Raw genomic sequence first — 22069 nt, 5'->3', positions numbered from 1 at the left:
AGTGGAGCCGGCCGCTACGGGCCGTTGAAGCGCAGGGCCGCGCTGCGGGTCACTGAAAGCCCGCTGCTGTCCTCGGCGAAGACGGTCAGCATGACGCGCCCGAACTCGCCGGGCGGCGGCGATCCGCTCACCGTCACGGTCAGGGTGGCCGTGCCCGCGCCGGAGATGCCGGTGACCGTGATCCCCAACGACTGCAGGCTGCTGTCCGGCCCGTTGACGGTCCACCGGTAGGTGTAGGGGCCGGTCCCGTTCAGCGGCGTGGCCGTGATCGAGAGGGACGTGGTCGAGGTCTGCGGCGCCGGGAGGCTGAGGCTCAGCGCCGTGGAGGCGCCGGTCCCCAGTTCAGCACTGCCGTAGTAGGTCTTGCCGTCCGTGGCCCAGGCCCAGTGCCCGTTCGTCTTGGTCATCGCCCCGATGGCCGTCGAGCTAGGCCCGAACCAGAACACCAGGTCGCCGCTTGCCCCGAAACCCGGACCCAGGACCACCTTCTTGGTCCCGGCCCCGATGGTCACCGGGTTGGCGAACTTGGCATAGCCGCCCTCGACCGCGAACGGATAGGCCGTGCCCTGGCCGGGCGTGGCCAAGGCGAAGTTGCTGGCCAGGATCACGAAGGCCGACGACGCCGGCGAGCCGCTGTTGTTGATCTGGAACCCGGTGACGTAGCCGTTGACGTCCAGGGTGACGCCGTACTTGGCGCCCAGGGCGCTCGTCAGGGACGTGTAGCTCACGATCTGGCCGTGGAAGTCGCCGCCGAAGCTCGCCTCCAGGTTCGCGATCCAGCTCGCCCCCGCACTGGACCCGTTCACCCAGGTCTTGATCGAGCTGTCGTAGCTCGCGAGGTCGGTCCCGATCTGCGACCGGACGCCCTCGATGTATTCGCCGAGGGTTTCGCTCGACGTCCACTTGACGTTGGCGTGGTCGAGCACGAGCGAGCCGTTGTCGCCGGCCCAGACGCCGAGCGCCGTGGTCCGCGTCGCCGCCACCACGCCCTGGGCGATCTCGGTGCTGATCGTCTCGTCGTAGGCCGCGATCTTGCCGTCCATGACGGACTGCTGGGCCGTGGTGTACTCGGCGAAGGTCTGCCCAGGCTCGACGTGGACCCGGGCCTGGTTCATCACGTAGGACCCGGCGTCGATGTCGAAGTCGCCCAGGATCCAGAGATATTCGATGTGCTCCTTCGTGTAGTCGACGCTGGGAACGCCGTTGATCCAGTTGTTCTGCCGGACCACGTCTTGGACCTTGGCCCACTGCTCCACGGCCCGCTGCATCACCGAGGCAGCGATCTGGTCCACGGCGGCGTTGAGCTGTTCGCCCAGCAGGATCGAGGCCACGATGTCGGCCGCCGTCGCGCCGATGACGGCTGAGGCCACCATCGCGCCGGGCTGGACCGAGCCGAGGTCCTGGTTGTTGTCCGGGTCCTCGGCCCCGTGGGTGTTCCGGTAGCGGATCCTGACCTGGTAGGTCGCCCCGGGCTTGACGTCCGTGATCAGGATCTCGGTCGTGGTCGGCGGATACTCCCGCGTGACCCACGGTCCCCAGGTCGGCGGCGGGCCTTCGGTCAGGCGTTCCCGGTACTCGACGATGATGGCTGAGATCAGGGCCGCATCCGCCGCGCCGCTGACCTTGATCACCGGGAGCGACCCGTCGGGGCCGGCCAGCACCGCGCCGACGGCCGCCCAGGTCCCGGGGTCCGGCGTCGGGATGTAGGAGCCGTCGACACCGGTCAGGCCTGGCGTCGGCGGCGCCGTCCCGGTCTTGCCCAGCGCGAAGGGGTGCTTGGCGTCGGTCTCGCTCACCATCGTGAGCGTCACGATCCCCGAGGCCCAGTCGCGCCGCCGGTTCACGATCAGCATCTTCTGACCGTTGAGGCCGAGGTCGGGCTCATCGACCGTGATGCAGTCGCCGGGCCGGAAACCACGCCAGCGGGGCTTGCAGGGCAGAACGACCGGCCCGAACTCGCGGCTGTTCGCGACACCGTAGACCCCGAGCTCCGCGGCTTGGTCGACGTCGGGGACCAGCGGAAACTCCGGCGTCATCGTGTGGAGGACGCCGTCGTCTTCCGCCACGTAGGTCGAGACCTCGATGGGCTCGGCCGGAACCAGCTCGTAGTCGTGATCCGCCGAGCGGTAGGTCGGGATCACGGCGTTGTAGCGGTTGCGCTTCGACTGAGCGCCCGTGATGTCGGCTGGACCAACGATGTCTGCGCCCGTGATCGTGTCCAGGCTGACCTTCGGGGCCAGGACGCCGCAACTGATCTTCGCGCCCAGGGACAGCGGCCAGCCGCCGCCGGCCTGCAGCATGGCCTTGAAGACCTCCCACTTGCGGTCCGTGGAGTAGACGACGCCGCCGATCTTCCAGCCGTTGGTGTCGGCGACGTTCGCGCCCTCGACGAAGGCCGGGACGTCGATGAGACCCACCGGGGCGCCGAGGCCGATGACGCGCTTGCCGTTCTGGAACCGCCCGATCAGGAACGTCAGGGCGTGGAGGAAGGGGTTCTCGGAGTAGACGTAGGTCCCCTCCTGGCCGGCCCGACAGGCGCCGGACCCTCCCGGATAGGTGCTGTCCTGCCTGGGGTCGTAGACCTTGACCCCGCGCAGGATCGTGAGGGGCTTTGGCGTCCCGGTCGGATAGGTCTTGGCGTTCTTGTCGTAGGCCAGCACCCACCACTGGGCCGCCAGCCCGGTCAGCCGGTGGGCCTCGGTCCATTCCGGCATGCCGGTCCCGGGCGTGACCGCCGGGGGCATGAAGGGCGCTGACGTGAGCTCGCCGAGCTGCCGGCGTTCCCACATCATGTCGTGGTACGGGGCCTCGACGGCGTTGTCGCCACTGAAGGTCACCGCACTGCCGTTGGCCCTGAAGCCGACGATCCCGTCGATGGGGCCGAGACTGTGGACCGTGAGGTAGGCGAGGAGGTGGTTCTTGGGCTCAGCCGTGTTGGCGAAGACGATCTGACCGGCCGTCCCGGTCTCGCCGACCACGTATGGGATGCCCGCCCTGGTGTCGGCCTTCCAGTCGATCTGCGAGCCCTTGCCGATGTCGCCGACCTGAGGCTTGGACAGCGCGCCACCGATCCCGCTCAGGATCGTCCCGGCCGTGATCCAAGCCGAGGTGCTGAGGCCGAGGGTGGCCGCCGATCCCATGTAGGCCGCGGCAGCTCCGAGCGAGGCGCCGCCGGCCACCAGCGCGGCGGTACCTCCGGTCGCGATGATCAGGGCCGCGCCGGCCACGATGGCCCCGGCGGTGCGCAACGCCTTACCCACGGGGGTCGGCCCTCCAGACCACGGCTTCAGCGAAGGTCGGCTGGATGATCGAGCAGAGCTCGCTGTCCTGATGCCAGCCCAGGACCCGGCCGTTGCCGACGCTGATCCACAGCGCGGTCAGGCCCTCCTCGCCGGGCACGGCGACGACATCGCCGGGAAGCGCATAGGCGAGGGTCAGACGCGGCAGGGCCAGCGCGTCGAGGGCGTCGGGGAGATCGGCGAAGCCCGCTGCCTTCAGGGCTTTCCTCGCCGCCAGCAGGGTCCTATAGGAGCCGGCCCGGGGCATCGGCGGCCGGTAGCCGAGCTTGCGGAGGGTGAAGGCCGCGAGCCTGGCGCAGTCGTTGACGCCCCAGGCGAAGCGGGCGTCGCGGAAACGTGCGACAGCGGCCTGCGCGGCGTCGCGCCGGCGGATCATGGCGTGCATGACGATCCTCGGATTAGAGGCGCTGGACCCGGTTTCCACCGCCACCGCTGGCCGGCGGAATGTCGCGGATCACGGCGGGCCGGGGCAGGTCCGCACCCCAGGGAAGCTGGCGCTGGACGTCGGTGACGAAGCTCAAGCCCAACTCGCCGGGCCATACCCATTGGTGGAAGGCGTCGGTGAGGCGCGCGCCTTCGTCATCCCTGAGGAACCGCTCCCAGGCGGCGACACATTCGAGCTCGACGAAGCGGCCACCCTCCCCGGCCTGCCAGCGCGGGACGTCGATTTCGCCGACGAACCAGGGATCGGGCTCGTCGATGACGGATCCGGTCACGGGATCGATGGCCCCGTCCCAGATCGTGACCAGCGAGCCCTGGGCCGCGACGCTGGCCAGCGTCGCCGCAGCGGCGTTCGTCGGCGGCAGAACGGTGAGCCGCAGGGTCGGCGACTGGGCCTCGCCGCCGTCCTCGAACTCCCCGACCATGCCGAGGACGCCATACGTCGGGTCCTCGCCGACGAACAGACGGCTGTCGAAGCCGACTTCAGCGGACCCGTCGAGGAGCCGGAGCGTGTAGGAGGGCAGCACGATCTCGACGGCGGTGAAGACCAGAGCGCTGTCTTGCTTCAGTGCCGCATCATGTCCGGGCGAGAGACCAGTCATCAGCGGCTCTCGGTCAGGGTGAAGGTCTGGCCGACGAAGCGCAGCCGCTCCAGGTCCCAGGCGAGCTCGTCGAGGAAGCCCTGGACCCGTGGCGCATCGAACCGGAGCGGGAAGCCAGCGGGATTGACCCGCAGGAGCGGCGCGACGCTGAGGTCGGAGCCGGAAACCGCCGTGACCTGATGGAGGTAGGCGTGGTTCGGAACCGCATCGACGAACGAGAACAGCATGCCGGGCTCGATGCCTGTGGCGTTGTCGACCGTCATCGTCGCCCCGGCGCCGCTGACGACGGTCCGGCCGGTGAGCGCCGCCCCGTCGCCGAGCTGGGGCATGACGAGACGGACATTCAGCCCCTCGGCCTCGGCCTTGGCTCGCGCCGCCAGCCAGGCCCGGGCGCAGGGCAGGTCCAGCGGCGGCAGCGTGACCTCGATGGCGAACCTGGCGCCGAGCCTGGACAGGCGCTGCGTTGGGCCGCCGAGGACCGGGTTGAGGTCGGTCCCGAACCGCAGGACCCGTTGGCGGACCCTGGCCTGGCGGGGCAGCTCGGGGAGCAGGACGTAGGCCATCAGTAGATCGCTCCTCTAGCCTTGCGGGCCTGAAGGACCTGGGCGTCCTGCACGGCCAGGGACCGCGCCGCCGCCGCGCCCTCGAAGGCGGCCTGGTAGGCGATCCGCTTGATCGTCTCGTCGCCGTTCGCGCCCTCGAGGTTGAGGCTCATGCGCACCGTGGCGCTGGCCGGCTGGGCGGGCTGGATGCTCATCCGCGACAGCGCCCGGAGGACATCGTTCGGGATGACCTTCGTGCCGGGTGGCAGGAAGGCCAGTCCTTCGGGGCCGCGCTCGTTGATCCTGGCCCAGCCGCCGGGAGCGCTGTCGGTGCCGGAGGCGAAGCCCGGGAGGCCATAGACCCTGTCGAGGTCGCTGACGTAGGGGGCGCTGCTGGACCCCGGCAGCTTGAAACCGCCCAATGCGCTCAGCGCGGCGCCTGCCAGATCGGCGAAGCCCTTGCGCGCCTGCCCCGCGATGAAGTCCGCCAGGAGCTGTCGGAAGGTGTTCTTCACCAGGCTCCCGAACGAGTTGAGGCTCAGCGCAGCCTCGCCGAGGCCGTTCGCCAGGGCATCGAGACCACGAACGAAGCTGCCCTCCATCGTCTCGCCGAGCTGTTTCGCGCTGGCGTTGGCCTTGACGAAGGCCTCAACTGGCCCGGCGGTCTGGTCGAGGACCAGCGCCTCACGGGCCGGCCGCGTCCTCGCCATGTCTTCGAGCCGCTGTCGCGCCAGCTCCTTGGCGGCGTCGGACGCGGTCCCGGAGGCGATGATCGCTTCCTGCTCGGCCCTGAAGCGCTGGTCGGCGAGGTCCAGGAGCTTGAGCTCGAGGTCCCGCCGTTCCGCTGCCGTGCGGGCCATGCTGGACGCCAACGCCGTCAGCTCGGCTTGGGTGTCGAGGTCCGCGAGGTCCAGTTCGAGCCGTTCCCGCGCGAGCCGGTCGGCGGTCTCGCGGTCGACGGCCTGCCGTTGAAGGTCCGCGATTTCCTGGTTCTTCAGCCGCAGGGCCTCAAGCGCCTTTCTGGCCCGATCCTTCTCGACCTCGTTCATGCCCTGCTGATCGTCGAGCGCCTCGATCTGCCCCTGCAGCCTGGCGTCCTCAACGGCCTCAATCCTGCCGATGAGATCCTTTTCCAGCACCGCGCGGTCCTGGGCGTTGACCGCGAGGTCCAGCTTGGCCCGCAGGACGTCGGCCTCGGCGGCGGCGATCTGGGCCGCGATCTGGGCCCGCTTCTCGTCGTTGACGTCGCGCGGGCCCTTCTTGCCCTTGGGGTCGCCGGTGGGCGTGAGCTGGTCGCCGCTCAGGGTGAAGCCGCCGACCGGGGTCGTGGGCGTGTCCTCGCCACCGACCTGGCCCGCGAAGGGCTGCGCCAGCGCCTTCGCCGCGGCCACGGCCTCAATCCGGGCCAGCTCGTTCTGGAACTTGGTCAGGAGCTCGTTGGTGCGGCCCGGCCGGTTCGCCTCAGGCCGCTTCTGCAGGTCCGCGATGTTGCGCTGTGCATACTCCTTCGCGGCATCGAGGGCGGCCATGTCGGCCTTGTCGAGATCCGCGAGGGCCTTCCGGTACTGACCAGCATTGAAGGTCGATGCGCCGAGGGCGGCGAAACCGGCGAGCGGAGCCACGACATTTCCTGCCGCCAGCGCCGCCGTGAGCCCAGCGCCTGCCCCGGCACCCGCGGCAGCGCCCGCCGCCGTCCCGGCTCCAGCCGCGGCGTTGGCGGTCCCGATCGCCGCGATGGCCGCTCGGGTATCCTTCGCGAGCTTGATCACCCGGGCCAGGTTCGCGATCAGGCCCGCTATGGGCCCGCCGGCCGCGATGAAGGCCAGGATGGCGATGCCCGCGACCTTTGTGCCGTCGGGCATGTCGTTGAAGGCCCGGAGCATGTCGGTGGCCGCGCCGGTGGCCGCGATGAAGGCCGGCAGGAGCTGCTCGCCGAGCTCGCGGGCGGCCTTGTTGAACTCGGCCCGCATCGCCCGGGCCTTGTTTGCCGCGCTGTCGGCCGTGCGCGTGGCGTCGCCCTGGGCCACGGCCAAGCCCTTGATGATCAGGTTGGCGCGAGCGATCGACTTCGCGGCCTCGGAAGCCTGCTCCGCATTGCCCTTGAAGCCGAGACGCAGGAGCTCGGCCTTGACCGCCGCCTCGTTGATCACGACGCCGAACGCCTTCAGGGGCTCGGCCTCGCCGGTCAGGCCGGAGATGATCTTCTGCAGGGCCTCAGCGTCAGAGGTGTTGAACAGCGAGCCCGCATCGACCCCGGCTTCGGTCAGGCGCTTGACCATCTCGGACGCCTGCTCGGCCGCGACACCGGTTCCGGTCAGCACGAGCTGGAGGCGGGTCATCTTCTCCCGCAGCTCCACGGCGTCACGGCCGACCCGGTCGGCGAGGACATCGGCGAACGCGCGCGCATCCTGGGCCGACCCCTTGAACGCGACGTCGAATGCGCTCTCGATCTCAGCCGCATCGGCCGCAAGCTTGATCGCGTAGGCCGAGATGCCGGCCAGGGCGAGCTGCGCGGCCTGAGAGGTCCTGACCAGCCCGACGCCGATGTCATGGCCGAGGCGTTCGTAGTCGCGGGCCAGGCTCTTGGGCAGCTTGATGCCCCCGAGTTGGCGCTCGATGTTGTTCACCAGCGCCCCGGCCCGGCGCTCCATGCGCTTGGACCCGTCGTCGACGATGCCGGCTGCCCGGTCCCACGACCTCTGCAGGGAACGGACATCGGCGCTGAGCTGCAGCAGCAGGGCTTCGCGGTCGGTCGCCATCGTCACCCCTTGGGAAAGTGCTTGCGGATGACCTTGCGGGCCCGGGCCTTAAGCCGTCGGCGCATGGCCTTCTTGCGGGCACGGTAGGTCGGGAAGAGGAAGGGCTGGGCGGGGACGTGCGTCCCGTCTGGCGCCCGGTGGCCGAACTCGACGCCGAACGGGTAGTCGTATTCGCCCTTGTTTCCGCCGGTCAGGCGGGCGGCCTCGAAGTCGGCGTCTCGGACACCCTTTCGGATCTTCTTCCTCGTCTCCGGCGTGTCGCCGACTACCACGGCCTGGCTGAGCGGGTGGTCGCCCTGTTCTACGCGGACGGAGTCCCTGAGCTTTCCGGTCTCGCCCACCGGCGCCGCCCGCTTCACCGCCGCCGCGAGGTCCCGGGCTTCGGTGTCGAGCTGATCCTCAAGAGCCTCGGTCAGCGCCGGCGGCAGTGCCCGGATCCTGGCCAGGACGCGGTCGAGGTTGACCATCTTGGCCTTGGGCATCGGGCCCTCCGTTTGGAGAACGCCGGAACCGGCGCTAGTCTCGCGCCCCGCGGGAGGTGCGCGATGAAGGCTCTGGGATTTGCTCTACTGGCCGCCGGCCTGGCCCTGATCGGTTGGGCGTTTGTGATGAGCGTCGCGGTGGAGAGCCCCGCGGCTGTCATCGACGGGTTCCCAGACGGGCTCGTCGCCAATGCCGACCTGATGAACCAGCGCCTGCTCTTCGGGGTCATCGGCGCCGGCCTGTTCATCTCAGGCTGGCTGGCCCTGATCCTCGACCGGCTCTCGGCTCCGGAGCGCAAGGCGGCGGCCGAGAGGATCCTGAGCGAGCAGTATTGACCTAGACGTCCCGGTACTTTTCCAGCAGCGCGTCGTGCTCGGCGTCGCTGGGCGGCGGCGGCGCGTCCTCTACGACGTTGGCCTTCCGCCAGCCGTCGACGGCGACGAAGAACTCCCAGGGCGTGAGATCGTCGACTTCGCGCGGCGTGTAGCCGAGGACCGCCCCGAGCCCGTAGAGCTCTCGGAAGTCGAGACGTTCTCGGGGGTCGCGGGGCTCTCCCCCGCTTGGGGCTCCCCCGGCGCATCATCCTTCGGCGCCTGCTGCGACGCCCACAGGACAGCCAACGCCACCGGCAGATTGTCGATGAGCCCGCGCAGACCCCGGTCATCGATCTCGGTGCGGACCAGCTTCGTGGCCTCCGGGGCCGGCGTGCCGCCGCCGACCAGGCCCTCATAGATCACGGTCCGGACATCGTCGGCCCGGACGTCCATGCCGGGCGCGGCGAAGGCCTGGACGCCAGGAAGCTGCTGGGTCAGCAGGACGGCGCGGGACAGGCGGCCGACAACAGCGAAGATGCCGTCGCCGGACTTCTCCTCGATGCGACGGATCTCGCCGAGGCGGATGCGGAAGTCCCGCTCCTCCCCGGCGAAGTCCTCGCGGGTTTCCCCGGTCCCGCTCATCAGGTGTTGTTCGTCTTGGTGACCGGGCCGGACGAGGCCACGGAGATCGAGACGTTGGCCTTCTCGCCCCGGTTGCCCGTGAGCTGGAAGCTCGGGAGCTTGAAGGCGCCGGAGAGGATGCGTCCGCCGTCGACGGCCGGCACGTCCAGGATGACCTTGCAGTTTTTGTCCTGGCCGCCGTCCCACCAGTCGAAGAAGCTGTCGAAGTCGGGACTGTTCAGCGTCCCGGAGCCCTCGATGGTCACGCGCTTGGAGGCCATCTCGGACACGAGCCAGGAGATCGCCTCCGGATCGTTGCAGTCCGGGATGTCGAAGGTGTTCTCCTGGCCCTCGAAGTTCACGGTCTTCGCCGTGATCGAGCAGGCCGCGGTGAATTGTTCGGGCGAAGCGCCGTCTCCCATCTTGAGCAGCAGCTTCAACCCAGAGACAGCGCCCATGGCGTTCTCCTATTCAGGTTGGGGGATCGGCTTGCCCAAGGCCGGGTTCAGGCGTGCGGCCGCGCTAGAGCGCGGACGTCTCGTAGCGGAAGCCGACGAGACCGCTGGACGAGCCGTCGGGCTCGGTGCGGTAGGCCTCCGGCGTCTCCATCTCGACCAGGACAGTCTCGTGACCCGTGATCGGCAGCTCGACGAACAGCGCGTCGATGATGGCGTCGCCCATGCGGCGGACCTGATCGGCGTCGGTTCCGAACCACCGCAGCGTCGCAACAATCGTGTGGTCTCGCCCGCAGCCGCCGCTGTCGTCCGCGATCTCGTGGATGCCACCGACGACGTAGGGCGGCGCGGTGTTGGCCGGAACCGCTGTGTAGTAGCGGACCCGGTCGCCGCCCATCGCGGTCAGGAGGGCGGTGCTGGCCCGAAGCGCGGCCTCCTCGGCGGCGCGGAACGGCTCGGCCGGGCTAGGCATTCTTCGGCTCCCACTCGGCCATGATCGAGACGAAGCCGCGCTCCCGGTCAGGCGCCACGGACTTGATGTCGAAGACCTGGGCGGTGTTGTCGGCGTTCACGGCCTGCCAGCCGTTCGTCGGCATCTGGTCCAGGACCTCGTCCTCACGGACCCGGATCACGACGGGCTGGCGGCCCTGGAGGCGGGCGTCGACGGCGGTCTCGGAGCCGCGAAGCCAGACCAAGTCCGCCGGCACGTCGGTCCAGACGTTCTCCCAGGGGCCGAGACGGTCGCCGTTGGCGTCCAGGGCCCTGCGCTGGAACGTGACCGTGTTCCGGAGACCGCCGGCGCCCGACATGGTCAGGCCTTGGCGCGCCGGCGGCGGGCGGCGGTGTTGCCGGCGACGAACTCGCCGGTCCTGTCGTCGTGGCCGTCCCCGTCGGCGTCCCGGTTGGTTTCGGGCGTCGGCTCGGCCGGGCGCGGCGGGGCCTCGATCTCCGTGGCGTCGCCGTCGCCGACGAGGGCAAGGCCCCAGGCGCGCTTGATCGGCCCCTCCCACCCGGCCTTGTAGGCGACGGTGACACGCCGGTTGTCCGGCGGGGTGTAGTCGCGGTCGCGGATGATCTTGACCCACATCGGCGGCTCTCCTCTGATCATGGTGACCTACAGAAGGAACTGGAGCTTCGCGCCCTTCGCCAGGTTGAGCGCCGACCAGATGGGCCGAAGGTTTGTGAGCGCCCAAGCCGCCCTGAACTCGGCGTCGCCGAGCTCTCGGATGTCGAACGACGATAGGGGCCGGATATGGTCGATGTGCCACTCGTTCACGTTCTTCCAGCCCATTCCGGGCAGGAACTGGCGCTCGATGTGGGCGACCAACTCCTCGACGCTGTAGCCCAGCGCCTCGAAGGTGCGCCGGCCATTTCTCGGCGCTGGGCCCGGTCGCCCCGCCCTAGCGGCAGCCAACCTAAGACACTGCCTCACGCTCGCTCGCACCCTGTTCGCAGTCACGGCGGCCGGATCGTCCTTCAGTCGCCGATAGAGCTCGCGGCGATACACTCGCCGGGCTTCGAGCTGCTCGGGCGACTGCCTCGCGCGCATCCTGGCGGCGGCCGCCCGGCGGTCCTCTCGGATCTGCTCCGCAGCACATGGAGTGCAATAGCGCTGGTTGACGCCCGTCTTCTCGATCTCTCGCCCACATCGAGCGCAGACTATGGTGCTTCCGCGCACCCGCATTCCAACTGCCCGCCTGCGGTCGAACTCCAGCTTGCGCTTGTATGACCTCAGCCTCTCAGCGCGGCATGCCCGACAGAACCTGTGAGCGCCGTTACGCCACTCCTCGCGGGCACCGCATGTTGCGCATGTAATGTAGGGCGACTTTTTCAAGCTTTCCGTCTGAGCACAAAGGTCTCGATTTCTTCCCGACCAAGGGCTGTTTCAGTAGCTACAATATCGACTACCTTCATACCACAAGACTCTGCGAAGCGCACAAACCCCCTACGCTCGAAATACCAATAGTGCTCAGTCTTTCTGTAGTGCTTGGAGGCCAGGACGTGGGCGCAGTCGCGGAAGATCGGCAGCGCGACGAATGCCCAGCCGGCGCAGCGGGCCAGGGCCTTGTCGGGCTCGCGGATGTGCTCGAGCGCGTCCCAGAAGGTGACCGTTTCCCACGGCCCCTGCCGATAGAGGTCGACGTAGGCCTCACGCGCCTCCAGCCAGGCCACGCCGGCAGGGTTGACGTCGTAGCCGAGGGCGTTGACGCCCTGCGCCGCCATCAGCTCGACGAAGGCGCCTGATCCGATCCCGACGTCGACCAGGCGCCCGATCGCCATGGGGTCGGGGCCGGCGTAGCGCCGGACCAGATCGGCGCGCGCCGTCATCAGCGCGCGCCCGGTGACGGTGTCGGCCTGTGCGGCGTAGCGGTCAAAATAGGCCTGGTCGTAGACCTCTGGGGCCTTGCACTCGTAGTAGCCGCAGCCCTCCTCCGGGAGCCAGGTCAGGCGACCGGCGCTGAGCCGTTCCAGGACGGGGTTCATCGCTCGATCCCCTGGGCGGTCGCGAAGGCCTTCCACTGGTCCATGAGGTCCGGGATCTCCTTGTCGCAGCGGTGGAGCATGTCGGTGCAGCGGCAGTAGGCGGCCGGCCGGGCCCAGCCGATCCGGGAGAGGTCCATGCGCGGGTCTGTGATCTTCTCCGGCGCGTTGTGGCCGCCCTGGCCGCCGAGCACGATGAAGGCCCTGGTCTGGAGCGCGATGGCCGCCGGCACGATCCAGCCGACACCGCCGACGACGACATCGGCCGTCGCGATCAGGGCCAGGAGCTGCTGGACCGAGAACTCGCCGGCCACAAAGGCCTCGTCGTATGGCGGCGGCTCGCCGTCCAGCCATTCGGCGTCGGACCTGAGATCAGCGACGAGAACGACGTGATGGGTGCGCCGGAGATCAGCCGCGATCTCGGCCAGGTGCTTGGGGTCTGGATTGCGGGCCTCGTTGCGCCATTCGGCCCGGATCGTCGCCGGACGGATCACCGCAACAGGCTTCCTGGACTTCAGGGCGCAAGGTCCCGGCGCCGGGAGGTTGAAGACGAAGGGCTGATCCCCGAGGGGAAGTGCGGCCTCGATGGCTTGGACTATCGACCCCCTAGCCAACTCGTCGCGGCCATAGGACAGCGTAACGGCGTCGCAGCCCAGCGGCGGCTTGCTCCAGGTCGCGGCCGGCAGCCGATCCTCGTTCCGGGCCTGGGTCCTGAGGTGGGTGTGGGTGCGGCAGAAACGCAGCGGCAGGTCGGCGTAGAGCTGCGGCCAGGGCGTGGCCAGGTAGACCTCGTGACGCTGCGCCGCGGCCCTGACGAACGGGCGCTGGTAGATGTTGTCGCCCAGCCCCTTCATGCCGTCTACGTATAGGGGGCGCATCAAGGCTCCAGGGCTGAGGCGAGGTCGCGTAGCGGATAGGCCCGGAGCGCCGAGGTCGGCGAGGTGTTGAAGACCTCAAGGCCAAGGCTCCGGAGACGCGCGGCCTCGGCGTCCAGCCGCTGGGACCAGACCGCGAGCTGGTTGGCGCCAGGGTTCGCGAGATTGCCGCCGTGCCGGCCGTGCCAGTGGTCGCCGCGGTAGTCGAACCCGACCAACACGATGCGTCTCGCCCCGAACTGCACGGCGAGGTTCACGGCCTGGAAGCCTGAGTTGCCGCCGTCGCCGATTTGGCCGGGCTCGGTCAGGATCCGGTGCTGGCCTTCCTGCAGCGCGACGTGGCTGATCCCGAAGTGCTCGGCCGCGCCGGCGTCGGCCGTGATCCTGAGCCCCTCGAACTCCGGCACGCCGTGGCGATACACCCACCAGCCAGGATCGCAGGCATAGAGCACATCAGCGCCCCGATGGAGCCGCCAGCTCTCGTTGACCGCTATGACCCTGGCCCGGCCCGGACAGCCCCGGAGATCGGCTTCAGCGGCGCTGGGCCCCGAGGCCACAACTACCGCCGTCTCCCCGGTCCAGTCCGGGAACCACGCCGGCCGCATCAGCTATGGTCCGGGCTGATCCTGTAGCGACCGCAGAGCGATCTCAGACCGTAGATGATCTCCTGCCCCGGCGCCTTGGCCTCGTCCGAGCTGGCCTCGCGGGCCTTGTTGTAGTGCCCGGCCAGGAGCCTGATGCCCTTACGGATCGGGCTCGGGATCGCGGCCTTCGTCGTGCCGAAGCCGGAGGTGAAGCGGAGCCGATAGGCCCTGGCGTGCCAGGCGCCCACGTACGGCCACGGCCTGCCGGCCACGGCCGAGACCTGGGCGAAGCTGCCCCTGACGTCCGTCACGAAGTAGCGGTCGGGGTCGATGGCGACATAGGCGTCGTCGACCAGGTAGTCGAAGCTGGTCAGTGTGGCTCCGACCAGGGGGCGCATCGGGATCTCGAACAGGGGCCCGACGCCGGACGGAAGGTAGAGTTCCCAGTCCTCTTCGAGGAGAGAACAGCCGTTCAGCCAGCCCTCGGGCCCAGCCAGATAGTCGTAGGCGACCTCGATGTCGTCGGCGATCGTCTCGTCGTCTCGGGTGTGCCGGATCCTGAGGTCGCGCTTGACCTCAGCCACGGTGACGACCTCCAGCTTCTGCGCCCTGGTCAGCGGTTCGGATAGAAGCCGGAGGTCCATCGATCACCCCTTGGTCTGGTAGCCGGGCCGGCCGGCAGGCGCGGGCCTGCACTGCCGGTCGGCGTATCGCTGCAGGTCCTTGTCCGCCGGCCTGGGCTCAGGCCGCGGCGGCGGCGCGGCGGGCGACTTCGGCTTCGATGACGCCATCGGCCTCTTCCTTCTCGACGGGGCGGCCGGCGATCTTGGCCGCGAGCGCCCGGCGGGACAGGTAGTGGCGATCCTTCCAGTCTTCGGGGATGTCCACGGTCTCGGTTTCGGGCCCGCCGCCTGAGGCCTCGTCGTCATCGGCCGGAGGCGGCGCCTCGACGCCGTCGAGCATGGCGATGTGGCCGCTGATGAAGAGCTTGAGGGCCTCGTCGGGCTGGAAGCCCGCGATGTCGCCCTCGGCGTAAGGCGTGAAGGCCTCGACGACGCGCATGGCCACCAGGCCATGGGGGTTCGCGGCGGCCAGCGCCTGGAATTGGCTGAGCTTCATGTCGGTGATCCTTGTCGGGCAGAAAGGCCCCCGGCCGGAGCCGAGGGCCTCAGGTCTGCTGGTTCAGAACGGCCCCTTACGGAGCGCCCCAGCGAATGCCGGTCGCCTTGACCACCGCCTTGGCGTAGCGGAGGCCGAAGTCGTGCTCGCTCTCGGCCAGGATCGCGAACATGTTCTGCTGGAAGAGGTGCAGCAGCTCGCCGGCGCCGACGTCGAGCGTCGCCTGGTCGGACATCTTCATGATGATGCCCTCCTCCTCGCCGAACAGGACGTGCGAGAAGTCGACCAGCGCGATGAGCGACTGGTCGGTGCCGGTGCCGAGGTTCTCCGGCACCTGGTTGGTGACCAGGACCGGGAAACCCTTCCAGACCGGGTTCGCGCCCTGCAGCGACGGGAAGGCCAGGTCGCCGTCGTTGCTGCCGATGCGGATGTTCCGCAGATACTCCAGCGTGCGGTAGGACATGAGCCACCGCCACTTCGGGTTCGAGTAGATGTTCGCGCTGGTGAGCTTCAGCGTCATCGCCGAGGCGAAGGCGTCGAGCTCGGCCAGCGTCGGCGCCTTGGGGTTGGCGAAAACGCCCACGACGGTCTGGACGCCGGCCTTGTTCAGGATGCCGGTGGGGGCCGCGCCCGCGCCGGTCCCCAGATAGGCGTTGAGGTCCATGGTCAGGGCCAGGGCGTTCCGGAGGTCATCGCGGACGTAGCCCTCGATGTCGCCCACGGTCCACTTCTTGGCCTCGTTGGTCAGCGGGACGATGCCGGCGAGCTTCTTCGCCGCCATGTCGATCGCGTCGAACGTCGGGGTGCTGACCGGCTTCAGCGCACCTTCCCCGATGTACGACGCCGTCGCGCCCGTGGCGCCGCGCGGCTGCTTGAACTTGCCGGCGACGAGCCTGACACGCAGCGGGTCGGCCGAGAGGAAGGTCGACTGCGCACGCAGCAGCGGCAGGATGCCGCCCTCGAGCGCGGTCGGAACCAGGATCCCGCCTTCCGTGCTCTCGCCGGTGTTCACGTAGCCCTGCGGCGCCTTCTGGCGCAGCTCCTTCGCGAAGGCCCCATAGCCGGCCTTGTCCAGGACATCGAGGACCTGCCTAGGACTGGCGTCCTTGCCGGCCTTGATGATCGCGGCGGCGGTCAGGGAGAGCTTCTGGCCCAGCTCCAGCTTGATCACCGGCGCCGGATCGGCCTTCTCGCCGGGCCGCTCCTGGCCGTCTTGGGCCCGTTCGTCGGCAGGCTTCGAGGCCTTCGCCGCGGCGGCCTCGGCCTTCTGGGCGAGGTCGATCTTCTTCTCGATGCCCTCGATTTCGTTGAGAGCGTCTTCGAGGGCCTCGACCTCGTCGGCCGTGCTTTCCGCCGCCATGGCCTTGGCCTTGATGGCAGCGAGGGCGCCCAGCTTCTCACGCAGCAGGGCGCGCAGTTGTTCCAGGTCCATCCTGGTCTCCTTTGCGGAAATGAGGGCGGCTCCCGCAGCGCGCCCTCGGGGTTTGCGCCCCTGCTGGGGCTCCGGCTGCGGGCCGAACTCGTTAGGCCGCGAGCTTCCCGGCCAGCCGTTCCTCGACGGCGGCGGCTCGGGCGGCGGCGGCTTCCTTGGCGGCGGCGTCAGCCGGCGGCGGCGCCTCGGGCTGTTCCGGCTCGGCCGGGGCCTCGATCTCCTCGACGGTCTTGCCCAGCGCCTTGGCGATGAAGGCCTTGACCTGGTCGAAGAGGCCGGGCGCCGGGGTCTCGGGAGCCTCAGCCACTTCGACCGGCTCCGGGGTTTCCTTGGTCACGACGGTTCGGTTGCCCGTCGCGGACTTCCACGCCGTCTCGAACTCGGCCCTGGGGATCATGAGCCCGGTCTCGGGGTGGCGCGCCCAGGTGTCGAGGACCTGTTCGATGACCTCGCGGGCGGCGATGAAGTCGTCATCGCCCTGGGCGCCCGCGGCCTTGACCAGCGCCTCGCGCAGGCTCGGGACCGGCACGATGCTGGCCTCGACCAGCTCGGCCTCGATGATCTCGTAGCCCGGATACCAGTAGGTGTCGCGCTTATCCTCGGGGATTTCCCGGCGCCGGACGTCGATGGGGATGAAGCCGATGCTGCAGGTCCGCAGCGTGCCGGCCGCGATGTGCCGCGCGGCCCGGTCGGCGTCGGGCTCCTCGCCTTCGGCCATGAGGTTCAGGGTCGCCTCGGTGCGCTTCGGCCTGCCGGTCAGGAGCTTGGTGACGTCGCTCCACTGACCGATGGGCCAGGACCGGCCGTTGTGGAACATCAGGGCCACGGGATTCTTGGCGAACTCCTCGGTCCTCAGCCCGTCTTGCATGATGATGTCGCGGTCCCGGTCCTCGGTCTGGGCCGAGAGGGTGAAGCGCGCGGTGCGCTTCTCCGGGTCCCAGGACGATGGCGACTTGAACGCCTTGAGGACGATCCCGCCGTCCTTCACCGCGCCCTTCTGGGTCGAGATGAACTCGTCCACGCTCACGATGGTCTGGGGCATCGGGAACTTCCTTCTGGTCTGAGGGGAGACCGGCGTCAGCCGGCGACGAGCCGGAGCGGCTGGCCCTTGGCCGCGCCGTCGGTCTCGTCGTCATCGTTGGGGGCAGGAGCCTCGTCCTCGGGCTCCTGGGGTTCGTTCTGGTCCGGCGCGGCCTGGCCCGTCGCGGCCTGGACGACGCGGCCGTCGCGATCGACCAGGGCCATGTTGACCGGGACCATGCGGACGTCGCCGCCGGGGATCGGGTTGACGCCGAAGTACCGGACCCTGGCTTCGTTGATCTCCAGCGCCCCGTTCTTCAGGCCGGCATCGATCAGCTTGCCCATGCTGGCCGGATCACCCTGCAGGAGCTCGGTCTCGTCGTGCTCCGGCGAATAGGTCTCCCACTCGTCCTCGGGCAGCAGGGCGTTGCGGAACTTCTCGCCGATGTTCCGCGTGATCGGGATCAGGCAGTCGGCGACGTACTGGAGGTTCAGCGCGGCCTGGTTGTCGTACTTGATGCTCTCCAGGGCGTAGATCTTGGACGGCGGGACCTCCATGAGGCCGCAGACCCTGAGGACCTGCTGGTTGAAGGCCGCCGTGGTCAGGGCGTCGTTGGAGCTCATCGAGACCGCCTTGGCCTTGAGCCCGGCTTCGAGCAGCAGGGGATCGCCCCGGCTCCGCATCTTGCGGGTCCGTTCCGCGAGCTGGTTCTTCAGCCGGCTGAACGCCGCGTCGGCCTGCTCGCCCTTGAACGCGCTGTCGGTCTCGAAGACGAGCTGCTGCTGGCCGTCGTTGCCGAAGAGGTTGGTCTGGTAGCGGTTGATCGCGCCGAGAAGCTCGAAGATCGGGTTGCCCAGCACGGCGTTGGAGAGGCCGCTGAGACCGTCCCAGAGCCGGCCCCGGAGGTGGATCACGCGGTCGGCGGGCAGGATTTCGACGGTCCGGCCCAGCGTCGCGCGTTCGTATTCCGTATAGGCCGCGAACTCGTAGTAGAGCCGGCCGTCGGCCCCGACGCGCTGGCGGGTCCGGCCCGGCATCCAGGGCAGGAGCTCGGTGACGGTCCCGTCCCGCGTGATCCGCTTGATCACGTAGGCGTTCTGCGCGACCTCCAGATGGAGAACGACCATCCGCCAGAACTCGGTCCAGGAGTGAAGACCGTTCGGGCGGCGGGCCAGCATCTTGGCGAACCAGTGCTCGCGGGGCTCGACGATGCTCCAGGACCGGCCGCTGCCGCGCCGCCAGAGCAGCATCTCGGCCTTGGCGATGTCCCGGGCCTTGACCGACGCGCACTGGATCGCGAGGCCCAGCCCCACGGCGTCCGAGGCGTTGCGGAAGCTCAGGTACGAGGGATCGATCCCGAGCTCGGTCCACTGGTATTCCTGGCCGAACAGGTTGGCCGGCAGGCTGTAGTCCGTGGTCGAGCCCACGATCTCGCCCTCGGCCTTCGCCGAGACGCCGCCATAGATGTCCCAGAGCTCTTCCGACATCAGGACCCTCCGGCGAGACCGCGTTCGAGGTAGGGGTTGACGCGCTGGCGCTCCCGCTCGGATTGACCGAGGACGCCGGCTTCGTGGTCGAGCCGCAGGGCGTTGGCGATCACGAGGCCGTCGAAGCCGTCGATGTTGGCCTTCGAGCCCTTGCGCTCCTTCTTCGGCAGGACGTTGTCGTTGGCGTCCCAGTGCCCGACGACGTTGCCGGCGCACCAGGCCGAGAGCGGGTTGCCGTCGTGCTGGAACAGTGCCGGGTCGTTGACCCTGGCGATGATGTCCTCGGTGCTGGGCGTCAGGCTCCGGGCGTTCTTGCGGACGATGAAGACCGCGTATCCGGCCTCCTCGATCTCCTTCGCCATCAGGTTGGCCTGGTAGTCGTCGAGGCCGACGCCGATGACCTTGTGCCCTTCCAGCCGGGCCAGGATTCGCTTCAGGATGACCTTGTAGTCGATGAAGCTTCCGGGGGTCAGCTCCAGCCAGCCCTGTTCGGCCCAGGCCAGGAAGTCGTCGGCGAACCTGTCGTCCTTGAGGCGCTCGGCTTCTTCACAGAGCCAGTAGTCGCCGGTCAGGTAGGCGCAGCCCTCGACTGAGCTGAGGTACTGGGCGGTGTTGAGGTCGGACCGGCTGGCCAAGTCGATCCCGACGAAAAGGGGGTAGCCCTTCAGGGCGTCCAGGGTCAGGGCGGGATCGCCGCACCGCTCCCAGGCCTCGACGCTGATCAGGTTGCCCGCCGCCCTGGACCAGATGTTGAGGCGGGTGCGCAGATACTCCTGCCGCTTCGCCTCAGACTTGCGGGCCTCGGCGATCTCTTCCTCGATCGCCACGGGGTTGAGCGAGACGCCCCAGAGGGGGTTGAGCCGCTCCACCGTCGTGAGATCGAAGGCCCGGGCCTTCTCCTCGTCCTCGCCGGCGTACATGGCCACGAACTGGCGCGGGGCTTTGAGCCGACCCTCCAGGACGGCGACGCAGGCTTTCCAGTCGTCATAGGCCGCGGAATTGATGTCGCGCCCGGCGGTGCTGATCCCGAGATCGAGCGGGGCTTGGCGCGCGCCCTGGGCGGTTTTCAGCACGCCGATCACGGCCTGGTCCTGGGCGTGCAGCTCTTCCTGCAGCAGGACGTGGGGGTTGAGGCCGTCGAGGTTCTTGGCCCGGCTGTGGGCCAGCTTGATGACGCCGCCGGTCTTCTCGAAGTTGGCTTCGTCGCGGGTGCAGTGCGCGCCTATGACCTCGGCCAGTTCCTCGTCGATCTCCAGCGTCTTGCGGATCGCGCCGAACGGGATGCCGGCCTGAGCCTCCGAACCGGCGCTGATCACGGCCTCGGCGCCGGGCTCCCCCTCGAAGTTGGTGCAGAAGAGCGTGATCCCGACGCTCAGGCTCGTCTTGGCGTTCTTCCTGGGGACCCAGAGCCGGACGTTGCGAACCCAGCGCAGGCCTGTCCCGCGCTCACGGAAACCGAAGATCGCGGCCATCCACCAGCACTGCACCGGCTCCAGCACAATCGTGCCGGTGAACGCCTTGATGTGGGGCAGCTTCTCGATGAAGGCGCAGGCGTCGATGACGTGGGCGTCAGACCAGGTGACCGGGCCTCCTGCCATCGCCTCGCGACGCATCCGCAGGAACCGCTCGCAGGCCAGGACCTCGTAGCGACAAGCCGGGACACGGCCGGCCACGACCTCCTCGCAGTACCAGACCGCCATCCCGACGTAGTCCGGATAGCGCTCGCCCTCGATCTCGACGGGCTTGAACCGCCTATCGGCGACGGTGCGCGAAACCGACGCGCGCGTAGCGGTTGGTCGGCGCCTTGGCGGGCGCAGCGATCGGCTTGTCGAGGTCGTCGAGGCCAAGCTGACTCCTCGCCTTGTCGAGGTTCGCGAACCAGGAGCCCCGGACCTGCTTGCCCTCGGCCGCCGCTACCGTGATGGCGTCGAACTGCATGGCGTAGCTGCTGAGGGTCCGGTGGGCTCCGGCGGTCAGCCGGCCGGCGTCGAAGAGCAGCCGGGCCAGCGTGTCGTACTCGCCCTGGGCCTCCTCGCTCCGCAGCGTGAAGAGGCAGCGGGGGATTTCGCGGAAGCCCGGATGCGCCACCACCTTCGGATCGCCGCCTCCGACCTGGGCCGGACCGGCCGCTTCCCTACGTCGGGCCTGGGCCATGGTGGATATCACCCCTGAGCTGCGGCCTGGTCTCGGGCTCGTCGCACCACCGAACGATCAGGTCGAGCTGACCGGTGCGCCGAGCGAAGTCCTCGAGACGGGCCTTCCAGCCGTGGTGCAGGAGGCAGAGCCCCCAGAGACCGTCGTCGTCGCAGTGGACGTCGCCGCCGTCCTGGACCGGGAACTTGTGGTCGACCACCGCGGCAGCGACGAGCCGATCTTCTTCGAGGCAGACCGCACAGAACGGGTTCGCCCGGCGATAGGCGGCTGATCGGCGGTCCCACTTCGGGTCGTAGCCGCGGGCTCGGGGCGAGGTTCGCTTCTCCCGGGCGCTCTTCAGGATCCGACCCGTCTTCGGGGTAGCGCGGAAGATCTCGGGCATCAGGCTGCTGTGGCCAGATCAGGAAGGCTCGCGCCCTTGCGCATGTTGCAGCCCCTGCAGAGACAGCGGACGTTGGACCGGACGTGCTGACCGCCTCGCGCCAGCGGAATGATGTGGTCCAGCTCCGGCGCTCGCGTGTCGAGCGTGCCCCGCAAGGCTCTCGGGGTGTCAGCGCCGCACTCCTGGCAGCGCCAGCCGTCGTGGTCGAAGACTTCGAAGGGGTCGATTCGCTCGGCCGCCTCCCGCTCGGCGGCGCGCCGTCTGGAGCGCCTGATGCGGTCGCTGTGCGTCGTCTGGCAGGCCGGCGAACAGTAACGCTGCTGGGCCCAGCCCGGCTGGAACAGCCCCGCGCATTCGGGACAGGCGCGCGGCGATGGCTTGGGGTGCTGCGTTTCTGACCGCCAAGCGGCGCGACAATCGCTGTCGCAGAACGCTCGCAGCCGACCTTCGATCTTCTGCGCGCAGTGGCGGCAGGTCGCCCGATCCCGCTGGGCGGCCCGCGCCGCCTCCCGACGGTCTCGGTAGGCCTTCCGGGGCTTCTTGGGCTGCGGCGCTCGCGGGCCTGGTCTCGGGTGGCCCTTGTAGAAGGAAGGCCGACAGCCTGAGCAAAACCGCCGCGGGCGACCCCGGCCACCCGGTCTGATGAAGTCTATGCCGCAGGTGTCGCACCTTGCGGCGATGGCCGTCTCTGCAATCACCTAGCGCCTCCGCCCAACTTTTTTTATCCTACGCGCTAGAGATTTGATGGGGGCCGCGGTCCCGGCGCTTCCGACCCCTCCCTTAACCGGACCCCCCTACCCCCTCGGTCGCTCCGGGGGCTCGCAGGGTGGGTGTCTGCCCTCCGGTCCAGGGGGCTCGCGGTTGTGAGGGTTCACGGTGCGTGGGTGCTGCGGTCGCCCTTGCCGGCCCGCCGTTCGGCTCCGCGTGCTGATCGGAACCTACCGGGGCGGGACCGCACCGTGATGGGTTTCGCCCCCGCGCTCGCGGTCTGGTTTCACGGCATGGCGTCAGGTGTGGC

At 69.1% G+C, this 22069-nt stretch carries 25 protein-coding genes; 1 reads left to right on the top strand and 24 read right to left on the bottom strand.

Annotation, left to right across the window (positions count from 1 at the left end):
• Positions 1–14: 14 nt before the first annotated feature.
• From ACK4TT_RS14745 to ACK4TT_RS14720, 6 genes are read right to left on the bottom strand one after another with little or no spacing between them, the layout of a single operon-like run.
• On the bottom strand, positions 15–3260 hold the full coding sequence (locus tag ACK4TT_RS14745; RefSeq protein ID WP_410213302.1) for a hypothetical protein: 3246 nt from the start codon (positions 3258–3260) through the stop codon (positions 15–17).
• Positions 3253–3684 carry a DUF6950 family protein gene (locus tag ACK4TT_RS14740; protein WP_410213301.1) on the bottom strand — a complete coding sequence of 144 codons (432 nt, stop codon included), beginning with the start codon at positions 3682–3684 and terminating at the stop codon, positions 3253–3255. The genes ACK4TT_RS14745 and ACK4TT_RS14740 overlap by 8 nt, the downstream gene beginning before the upstream one ends.
• 13 nt (positions 3685–3697) lie before the next feature.
• A complete protein-coding gene (locus tag ACK4TT_RS14735; protein WP_410213300.1) occupies positions 3698–4342 on the bottom strand; it encodes a hypothetical protein in 645 nt (214 codons plus the stop codon).
• Entirely contained in the window at positions 4342–4905 is a 564-nt protein-coding gene (locus tag ACK4TT_RS14730; protein WP_410213299.1) for a hypothetical protein, read from the bottom strand. The genes ACK4TT_RS14735 and ACK4TT_RS14730 overlap by 1 nt, the downstream gene beginning before the upstream one ends.
• Positions 4905–7643, bottom strand: a complete 2739-nt coding sequence (locus tag ACK4TT_RS14725) for a hypothetical protein (protein ID WP_410213298.1) — start codon at positions 7641–7643, stop codon at positions 4905–4907. The genes ACK4TT_RS14730 and ACK4TT_RS14725 overlap by 1 nt, the downstream gene beginning before the upstream one ends.
• Positions 7644–7645: 2 nt before the next feature.
• Complete coding sequence (locus ACK4TT_RS14720) at positions 7646–8125, bottom strand: HK97 gp10 family phage protein (RefSeq protein WP_410213297.1); 480 nt, start codon at positions 8123–8125, stop codon at positions 7646–7648.
• A 63-nt stretch (positions 8126–8188) separates the two neighbouring features.
• Between ACK4TT_RS14720 and ACK4TT_RS14715 the strand changes: the two genes are divergently transcribed.
• Positions 8189–8461: a hypothetical protein gene (locus ACK4TT_RS14715; protein ID WP_410213296.1), complete on the top strand. Its 273-nt coding sequence runs from the start codon at positions 8189–8191 to the stop codon at positions 8459–8461.
• Between the two features lie 69 nt (positions 8462–8530).
• Here the strand turns inward: ACK4TT_RS14715 and ACK4TT_RS14710 are convergent, their stop codons facing one another.
• The 18 genes from ACK4TT_RS14710 to ACK4TT_RS14625 form a co-directional block, all read right to left on the bottom strand.
• Positions 8531–9082 carry a GTA-gp10 family protein gene (locus ACK4TT_RS14710; RefSeq protein WP_410213295.1) on the bottom strand — a complete coding sequence of 184 codons (552 nt, stop codon included), beginning with the start codon at positions 9080–9082 and terminating at the stop codon, positions 8531–8533.
• A complete protein-coding gene (locus ACK4TT_RS14705) occupies positions 9082–9519 on the bottom strand; it encodes a phage tail tube protein (protein ID WP_410213294.1) in 438 nt (145 codons plus the stop codon). The genes ACK4TT_RS14710 and ACK4TT_RS14705 overlap by 1 nt, the downstream gene beginning before the upstream one ends.
• Before the next feature lie 64 nt (positions 9520–9583).
• Positions 9584–9988 (bottom strand): DUF3168 domain-containing protein, encoded by a 405-nt coding sequence (locus ACK4TT_RS14700; RefSeq protein ID WP_410213293.1) that lies wholly within the window; start codon positions 9986–9988, stop codon positions 9584–9586.
• On the bottom strand, positions 9981–10325 hold the full coding sequence (locus ACK4TT_RS14695; protein WP_410213292.1) for a head-tail adaptor protein: 345 nt from the start codon (positions 10323–10325) through the stop codon (positions 9981–9983). The genes ACK4TT_RS14700 and ACK4TT_RS14695 overlap by 8 nt, the downstream gene beginning before the upstream one ends.
• Positions 10326–10327: 2 nt before the next feature.
• Positions 10328–10603 (bottom strand): hypothetical protein, encoded by a 276-nt coding sequence (locus ACK4TT_RS14690; protein ID WP_410213291.1) that lies wholly within the window; start codon positions 10601–10603, stop codon positions 10328–10330.
• A 27-nt stretch (positions 10604–10630) separates the two neighbouring features.
• Complete coding sequence (locus ACK4TT_RS14685; protein WP_410213290.1) at positions 10631–10930, bottom strand: hypothetical protein; 300 nt, start codon at positions 10928–10930, stop codon at positions 10631–10633.
• Between the two features lie 416 nt (positions 10931–11346).
• Positions 11347–12000: a class I SAM-dependent methyltransferase gene (locus ACK4TT_RS14680; protein ID WP_410213289.1), complete on the bottom strand. Its 654-nt coding sequence runs from the start codon at positions 11998–12000 to the stop codon at positions 11347–11349.
• Positions 11997–12875, bottom strand: a complete 879-nt coding sequence (locus ACK4TT_RS14675) for a hypothetical protein (protein ID WP_410213288.1) — start codon at positions 12873–12875, stop codon at positions 11997–11999. The genes ACK4TT_RS14680 and ACK4TT_RS14675 overlap by 4 nt, the downstream gene beginning before the upstream one ends.
• The gene (locus ACK4TT_RS14670; protein WP_410213287.1) at positions 12875–13477 is read right to left on the bottom strand and encodes a hypothetical protein; all 603 of its coding nucleotides are present in this window, start codon (positions 13475–13477) and stop codon (positions 12875–12877) included. The genes ACK4TT_RS14675 and ACK4TT_RS14670 overlap by 1 nt, the downstream gene beginning before the upstream one ends.
• The gene (locus ACK4TT_RS14665; RefSeq protein ID WP_410213286.1) at positions 13477–14100 is read right to left on the bottom strand and encodes a hypothetical protein; all 624 of its coding nucleotides are present in this window, start codon (positions 14098–14100) and stop codon (positions 13477–13479) included. The genes ACK4TT_RS14670 and ACK4TT_RS14665 overlap by 1 nt, the downstream gene beginning before the upstream one ends.
• Before the next feature lie 97 nt (positions 14101–14197).
• Complete coding sequence (locus ACK4TT_RS14660; protein ID WP_410213285.1) at positions 14198–14575, bottom strand: hypothetical protein; 378 nt, start codon at positions 14573–14575, stop codon at positions 14198–14200.
• A gap of 76 nt (positions 14576–14651) precedes the next feature.
• Positions 14652–16007 (bottom strand): phage major capsid protein, encoded by a 1356-nt coding sequence (locus tag ACK4TT_RS14655; protein WP_410213284.1) that lies wholly within the window; start codon positions 16005–16007, stop codon positions 14652–14654.
• A gap of 91 nt (positions 16008–16098) precedes the next feature.
• Entirely contained in the window at positions 16099–17049 is a 951-nt protein-coding gene (locus ACK4TT_RS14650; RefSeq protein WP_410213283.1) for an HK97 family phage prohead protease, read from the bottom strand.
• A 35-nt stretch (positions 17050–17084) separates the two neighbouring features.
• Positions 17085–18515 (bottom strand): phage portal protein, encoded by a 1431-nt coding sequence (locus tag ACK4TT_RS14645; protein WP_410213282.1) that lies wholly within the window; start codon positions 18513–18515, stop codon positions 17085–17087.
• Complete coding sequence (locus tag ACK4TT_RS14640; protein ID WP_410213281.1) at positions 18515–20215, bottom strand: terminase large subunit; 1701 nt, start codon at positions 20213–20215, stop codon at positions 18515–18517. Before ACK4TT_RS14640 ends, ACK4TT_RS14645 begins: the two co-directional genes overlap by 1 nt.
• A gap of 52 nt (positions 20216–20267) precedes the next feature.
• Entirely contained in the window at positions 20268–20669 is a 402-nt protein-coding gene (locus ACK4TT_RS14635; RefSeq protein WP_410213280.1) for a hypothetical protein, read from the bottom strand.
• Positions 20650–21051, bottom strand: a complete 402-nt coding sequence (locus tag ACK4TT_RS14630; protein WP_410213279.1) for a hypothetical protein — start codon at positions 21049–21051, stop codon at positions 20650–20652. Before ACK4TT_RS14630 ends, ACK4TT_RS14635 begins: the two co-directional genes overlap by 20 nt.
• Positions 21051–21749 carry an HNH endonuclease gene (locus tag ACK4TT_RS14625; protein ID WP_410213278.1) on the bottom strand — a complete coding sequence of 233 codons (699 nt, stop codon included), beginning with the start codon at positions 21747–21749 and terminating at the stop codon, positions 21051–21053. Before ACK4TT_RS14625 ends, ACK4TT_RS14630 begins: the two co-directional genes overlap by 1 nt.
• Positions 21750–22069: the final 320 nt, after the last annotated feature.

Origin of the sequence: Phenylobacterium sp. (assembly GCF_046463815.1) — a bacterium.
Lineage (GTDB): Bacteria > Pseudomonadota > Alphaproteobacteria > Caulobacterales > Caulobacteraceae > Phenylobacterium.
This window is presented reverse-complemented; position numbering and strand designations above follow the sequence as displayed.

What these genes read in the sequence shown, in the direction of transcription:
- ACK4TT_RS14645 (WP_410213282.1), bottom strand. Translation starts at nt 18,515, where the DNA reads ATGTCGGAAGAGCTCTGGGACATCTATGGCGGCGTCTCGGCGAAGGCC.
- ACK4TT_RS14660 (WP_410213285.1), bottom strand. Translation starts at nt 14,575, where the DNA reads ATGAAGCTCAGCCAATTCCAGGCGCTGGCCGCCGCGAACCCCCATGGC.
- ACK4TT_RS14725 (WP_410213298.1), bottom strand. Translation starts at nt 7,643, where the DNA reads ATGGCGACCGACCGCGAAGCCCTGCTGCTGCAGCTCAGCGCCGATGTC.
- ACK4TT_RS14700 (WP_410213293.1), bottom strand. Translation starts at nt 9,988, where the DNA reads ATGCCTAGCCCGGCCGAGCCGTTCCGCGCCGCCGAGGAGGCCGCGCTT.
- ACK4TT_RS14710 (WP_410213295.1), bottom strand. Translation starts at nt 9,082, where the DNA reads ATGAGCGGGACCGGGGAAACCCGCGAGGACTTCGCCGGGGAGGAGCGG.
- ACK4TT_RS14665 (WP_410213286.1), bottom strand. Translation starts at nt 14,100, where the DNA reads ATGGACCTCCGGCTTCTATCCGAACCGCTGACCAGGGCGCAGAAGCTG.
- ACK4TT_RS14740 (WP_410213301.1), bottom strand. Translation starts at nt 3,684, where the DNA reads ATGCACGCCATGATCCGCCGGCGCGACGCCGCGCAGGCCGCTGTCGCA.
- ACK4TT_RS14655 (WP_410213284.1), bottom strand. Translation starts at nt 16,007, where the DNA reads ATGGACCTGGAACAACTGCGCGCCCTGCTGCGTGAGAAGCTGGGCGCC.
- ACK4TT_RS14635 (WP_410213280.1), bottom strand. Translation starts at nt 20,669, where the DNA reads ATGGCCCAGGCCCGACGTAGGGAAGCGGCCGGTCCGGCCCAGGTCGGA.
- ACK4TT_RS14690 (WP_410213291.1), bottom strand. Translation starts at nt 10,603, where the DNA reads ATGTGGGTCAAGATCATCCGCGACCGCGACTACACCCCGCCGGACAAC.
- ACK4TT_RS14630 (WP_410213279.1), bottom strand. Translation starts at nt 21,051, where the DNA reads ATGCCCGAGATCTTCCGCGCTACCCCGAAGACGGGTCGGATCCTGAAG.
- ACK4TT_RS14680 (WP_410213289.1), bottom strand. Translation starts at nt 12,000, where the DNA reads ATGAACCCCGTCCTGGAACGGCTCAGCGCCGGTCGCCTGACCTGGCTC.
- ACK4TT_RS14715 (WP_410213296.1), top strand. Translation starts at nt 8,189, where the DNA reads ATGAAGGCTCTGGGATTTGCTCTACTGGCCGCCGGCCTGGCCCTGATC.
- ACK4TT_RS14705 (WP_410213294.1), bottom strand. Translation starts at nt 9,519, where the DNA reads ATGGGCGCTGTCTCTGGGTTGAAGCTGCTGCTCAAGATGGGAGACGGC.
- ACK4TT_RS14695 (WP_410213292.1), bottom strand. Translation starts at nt 10,325, where the DNA reads ATGTCGGGCGCCGGCGGTCTCCGGAACACGGTCACGTTCCAGCGCAGG.
- ACK4TT_RS14670 (WP_410213287.1), bottom strand. Translation starts at nt 13,477, where the DNA reads ATGCGGCCGGCGTGGTTCCCGGACTGGACCGGGGAGACGGCGGTAGTT.
- ACK4TT_RS14640 (WP_410213281.1), bottom strand. Translation starts at nt 20,215, where the DNA reads ATGGCGGTCTGGTACTGCGAGGAGGTCGTGGCCGGCCGTGTCCCGGCT.
- ACK4TT_RS14720 (WP_410213297.1), bottom strand. Translation starts at nt 8,125, where the DNA reads ATGCCCAAGGCCAAGATGGTCAACCTCGACCGCGTCCTGGCCAGGATC.
- ACK4TT_RS14675 (WP_410213288.1), bottom strand. Translation starts at nt 12,875, where the DNA reads ATGCGCCCCCTATACGTAGACGGCATGAAGGGGCTGGGCGACAACATC.
- ACK4TT_RS14735 (WP_410213300.1), bottom strand. Translation starts at nt 4,342, where the DNA reads ATGACTGGTCTCTCGCCCGGACATGATGCGGCACTGAAGCAAGACAGC.
- ACK4TT_RS14650 (WP_410213283.1), bottom strand. Translation starts at nt 17,049, where the DNA reads ATGCCCCAGACCATCGTGAGCGTGGACGAGTTCATCTCGACCCAGAAG.
- ACK4TT_RS14730 (WP_410213299.1), bottom strand. Translation starts at nt 4,905, where the DNA reads ATGGCCTACGTCCTGCTCCCCGAGCTGCCCCGCCAGGCCAGGGTCCGC.